This is a genomic window from Lactobacillus sp. (assembly GCF_051873315.1).
Taxonomy (GTDB): domain Bacteria; phylum Bacillota; class Bacilli; order Lactobacillales; family Lactobacillaceae; genus Lactobacillus.
On record NZ_JBJEES010000016.1, the window covers coordinates 1 to 3,967 of the forward strand.

4 protein-coding genes are annotated in these 3,967 nt (G+C 54.2%); all 4 read right to left on the reverse strand.

Features of this window, described 5'->3' with window-relative positions; all coding sequences use genetic code 11:
• Nucleotides 1–589, reverse strand: a 589-nt coding sequence (locus ACI32D_RS00755; RefSeq protein WP_439774770.1) for an OB-fold nucleic acid binding domain-containing protein, incomplete at its 3' end; no start/stop codon positions are given.
• A 16-nt stretch (nt 590–605) separates the two neighbouring features.
• Entirely contained in the window at nt 606–1,634 is a 1,029-nt protein-coding gene (dusB, locus tag ACI32D_RS00760) for a tRNA dihydrouridine synthase DusB (RefSeq protein ID WP_439774771.1), read from the reverse strand.
• Between the two features lie 119 nt (nt 1,635–1,753).
• Nucleotides 1,754–3,040: a peptidase T gene (gene pepT, locus ACI32D_RS00765; protein ID WP_439774772.1), complete on the reverse strand. Its 1,287-nt coding sequence runs from the start codon at nt 3,038–3,040 to the stop codon at nt 1,754–1,756.
• A 9-nt stretch (nt 3,041–3,049) separates the two neighbouring features.
• Nucleotides 3,050–3,967 (reverse strand): peptide ABC transporter substrate-binding protein (locus tag ACI32D_RS00770; protein ID WP_439774773.1); only part of this gene is annotated, 918 nt, incomplete at its 5' end.

Here is a 3,967-nt window from a genome sequence, read left to right on the forward strand (position 1 = left end):
CTTCCAGGAAGTCCTGCCCGTTCAAGTAGTCACGGATAGCCTGGATGATCTTGGTCCGGTTAACGAAACGCTGGTAGCTTTCGTGATTGGTGATCAAGTCCAGGTAACGCTGGCGGTAAATGGATTCCACGTCCTTCAGGCCGTGGTACTTGTCAGGCAGTGGCCGCAGAGCCTTGGACAGGAAGGTCACGTGCTGGGCCCGGACAGACAGTTCGCCTGAGTCAGTCTTGAAGACTTCGCCTTCAACGCCCAGGAAGTCGCCGAGGTCGGCCTTCTTGAAGATCTGGTAGTTTTCTTCACCGACCATGTCCTTGCGGACGTAGATCTGGATCTTGCCGCTACGGTCATAGAGGTCCGCAAAGCCGACCTTGCCCTTGCCCCGCTTGGCCAGCATCCGGCCGGCGATCTTGGTCTTAGGCATATCTGCGTTTAGTTCGTCCTTGTCAAGGCCCAAGTACTTTTCGTCCAGGTCGCGGGCCAGGGCTTCCCGGTCATATTTGCGGCCGAAGGGTTCAATCCCCATCTCCTTAAGTTCTTCAAGCTTTTGCCGACGAACAAGCAATTGGTCGTTAATTTCGTTCTTTGCCAACGTGTTTTTCCTCCATTTACATAGATTGGGTATCAGCAGCGCGGTCACGCTTCTGCCGCGCGCGTTTTTCGTAAGTTTCGACGAATTCGTCAAGCAGGTCATAAACCTCCTGACGCGTCCAGACTTCATTTATTTTAGCACGAGTCCGGGCTGAACGGGGAATTCCCTTCAAATAATATGCTGCCTGCTGGCGAAATTCCGGCACGGCCCGTTTTTCCCCATGCAGCTGAACCAGGCCGTCGAGCTGGTGCTTGGCGGTCTCCACCTTTTCCCGGACGGTCTGCTTTGGCAGCTCTTCGCCCGTTGCCAGGTAGTGGGTCATTTCCTTTAAGATCCAAGGATTGCCCAGAGCGGCCCGGCCAACCATGACGGCCGTGCAGCCGATCTCGTCCAGGGCCTTCTTGGCCAGCTGCGGAGTCGTAATGTCCCCGTTGGCCACGAAAGGAATATCCATGACCTGGGCTACTTCATGCAGGGTTTCCCAGTCAGCTTCGCCTTGGTACATCTGCTTTCTGGTCCGGCCGTGCATGGCCAGCATGGAAGCACCGGCTTCCTGGGCAGCCAGGGCGTTTTCGACGGCAAAAATGTGCTTGCGGTCCCAGCCGATCCGCATCTTGACGGAAACTGGCTTTTCCACGTTTTGGACAACCTTGTGGACCATCTGGTAGATCTTGTTTGAGTCCAAAAGCCACTTGGAACCCGCGTCAGTCTTGGTCACCTTTGGTACCGGGCAGCCCATGTTGATGTCGATGATGTCGGCATCGGTGTGCTGGTCGATGTACTGGGCCGCCTGCAAAAGGCTGTCTTCCGTCCCCCCAAAGATCTGGATGCTCATCGGGTGCTCGCCCGGGTCGACGTCCAGCATGCTCAAGGTTTTCTTGTTGCCGTAAATGATCCCATGGTCGGAAATCATTTCGCAGACAACCATGCCGGCGCCGAATTCCTTGCAGACTTTTCTAAAAGCCATGTTGGAAACGCCGGCCATCGGCGCTACCATTACCCGGTTGGGGATTTCGATTTCGCGTATCTTCCAAGTAGTGTCCATTGCCACCTTTTTCCTTTCAATAACTACAACTTTATATCATAACAAGATTATGCCCAAAGAACAAACCAAAAGCCCGCGAAAAGAGCATCCCCCGTTAAAAGAGGATGCTCTTCTTATCTTTACCAGTATTTTTCCAGGGGTCGGTCGTCTTGCCCCTCTTTACTCTGGCGGGCATGCTCAGCCGCGATCGTCACTAAGACCTCGGCCAGTTTGTCCATCTGCTCAACCGTCACGTATTCGTAGCGGCCATGGTAGTTGCCGCCGCCATTGAAGAGGTTGGGCGTCGGGATTCCCTTTTTGGTGATGAAATTCCCGTCGGTTCCCCCTCTGAAGGTCTGCACATTTGGCGTAAGGCCCGCTTTTTCATAGCTGTCTAAGGCCAGGTTGACCACATAAGGCCGGTCCTTAACCCCGTTGTAGATGTTCTCGTACTGACGGCGCAGGTCCAGCTTGAAGCGGTCTGACCCGTATTTTTCCCCTAAGGAAGCGACGAGCTTTTTGACCAGGTCTTCTTTCGCCAAAAATTCATCCCAGTCAAAGTCGCGGATAATCAAGCCGACGTGAGCTGAATCGACGCTGCTCTGGGCATCCGTGACCATGATGAAGCCCTCGTGGCCCCGGGACTTTTCCGGCACCTGGTCTTTGGGCAAAGCCGCCAGAAATTCCGTCATGATCGTCGTGGCGTTGACCATCAGCCCGTAGGCTTCACCCGGGTGGACCACGGTCCCCTTGATCGTCAAATCGGCGGCTGAGGCGTTGAAGGTCTCGTATTCAAAGTCGCCTGGCCGGCCATTGTCCAAAGTATAGGCAAATCCCACTCCTGGAAAATCAGCCGGGTCAAAGCGCTGGCCGCCCAAACCGATTTCTTCATCCGGGCCAAAAGCCACATAGATATCGCCATGTTCAACTTCCGGGTGCTCATGGAGGTACTTGAGTGCTGCCAGCAGGCCAGCCACCCCGGCCTTGTCGTCAGTGCCCAGGATGGTTTTCCCGTCGCTAGTGATCAAGGTCTGCCCCTTTAAGTTCAGCAGGTCCGGAAATTCTTCCGGGTCCAGGAAAATCCCGTTTGCCTCATCCAAGACCAGCTTTTGCCCCTGGTAGTCCCGGTGGACTTGAGGGCGGATGGGGAAGCGGTCATCGTATTCAACCGTGTCGACATGGGCGAAAAAGCCAATTGGGGCAACGCCCTCTGTATTAGCCGCCAAGCGGCCGATTGCAAAGGCAGTTTTTTCATTGTAATAAGACTCCAGGCCATAGTCTTTGACCTGGTCAGCCAGTTCCTTCATCATCTTGACCTGATTAGGCGTGGTCGGGACCTGGTCTTTATTGGCATATTTGGACTGGGTGTCTTCTTTAGCGTAGTGGATGAAGTTTTTTTCTAAAAAATCAAGATCGGAAAAAGCCATGCCTGCCTCCTATTTCTTGATGTAAACAAGCTTGAAGTCGTAAGGGATGCCCAGCGGGTTGTAGGACACGTTCTTGACGTAGCTTTGCACCAGCTGCGGGTGAGCCGTCTGGATCAGCGGGATAGTCCCCTGTTCATTCATCAACAGCTTTTCAGCTGCCACCAGCCGCTTCCAGCGCTGAACCGGCTTGTTGCCGTAGACGTTTTCGGCTTCATTGAGCAGCTGGTCGTACTTGCTGCTGGCAAAACCGCTGGTGTTGTAGCTGGAGTCCTTTTCAAAGACGTCCAGGAAGTTGATCGGGTCACCTAAGATAGCCTGCCAGTTCTTGATGGTCAATTGGTAGTTGCCGGCGCTTTGCCGGGCGATTAAGGTCGTGTACGGCAGGGTCGTCACGGTGATCTTCACGCCTGGCAGTTCGCCCAGCTTGCTTTGCAGGAATTCGCCCACCTGCTTGGCAGAGTCAGTGTCGCTGACCGTCAAGTTGAGGTTAAGGGACTTGATCCCCAGTTCCTTGTAGCCCTTGGCCAGGTACTTCTTGGCTTCCTTCAAGTTGTAGCTGACTGCTTCCTTGACATAGGCTTCCTTGTAAAAAGCTTCCCCGGTCGTTGGGTTGTTCCCCATGCCGGATGGGACGAAGCCCTTTGCCGCAACTGACCCATCGCTCAAGACCTTAGCCAGGCTGCCCCGGTCAATGGCCAAGGACAGGGCCCGGCGGATGTTGAAGTTATTAAAAGCCTTGACCTTATTGCGGTTTAATTCCAGACGCTGGATAGCGGAAGCCGGCCGGTCGTAGAAGGTGGACCTGCCCTTGTTGGCCTTGACTTGTTCACCAGTCAGGTAAGTTTCGTCCAGCTTGCCAGCCTGGTAGAGGTTGTAGGCAGTTGAAGAAGTTTCGCTGATGGTTTCGTTGACCTTGTCCAGCTTCAC

Excerpts from the sequence above, each read along its gene's own strand:
- pepT (WP_439774772.1), bottom strand. The coding sequence starts at position 3,040 with ATGGCTTTTTCCGATCTTGATTTTTTAGAAAAAAACTTCATCCACTAC.
- dusB (WP_439774771.1), bottom strand. The coding sequence starts at position 1,634 with ATGGACACTACTTGGAAGATACGCGAAATCGAAATCCCCAACCGGGTA.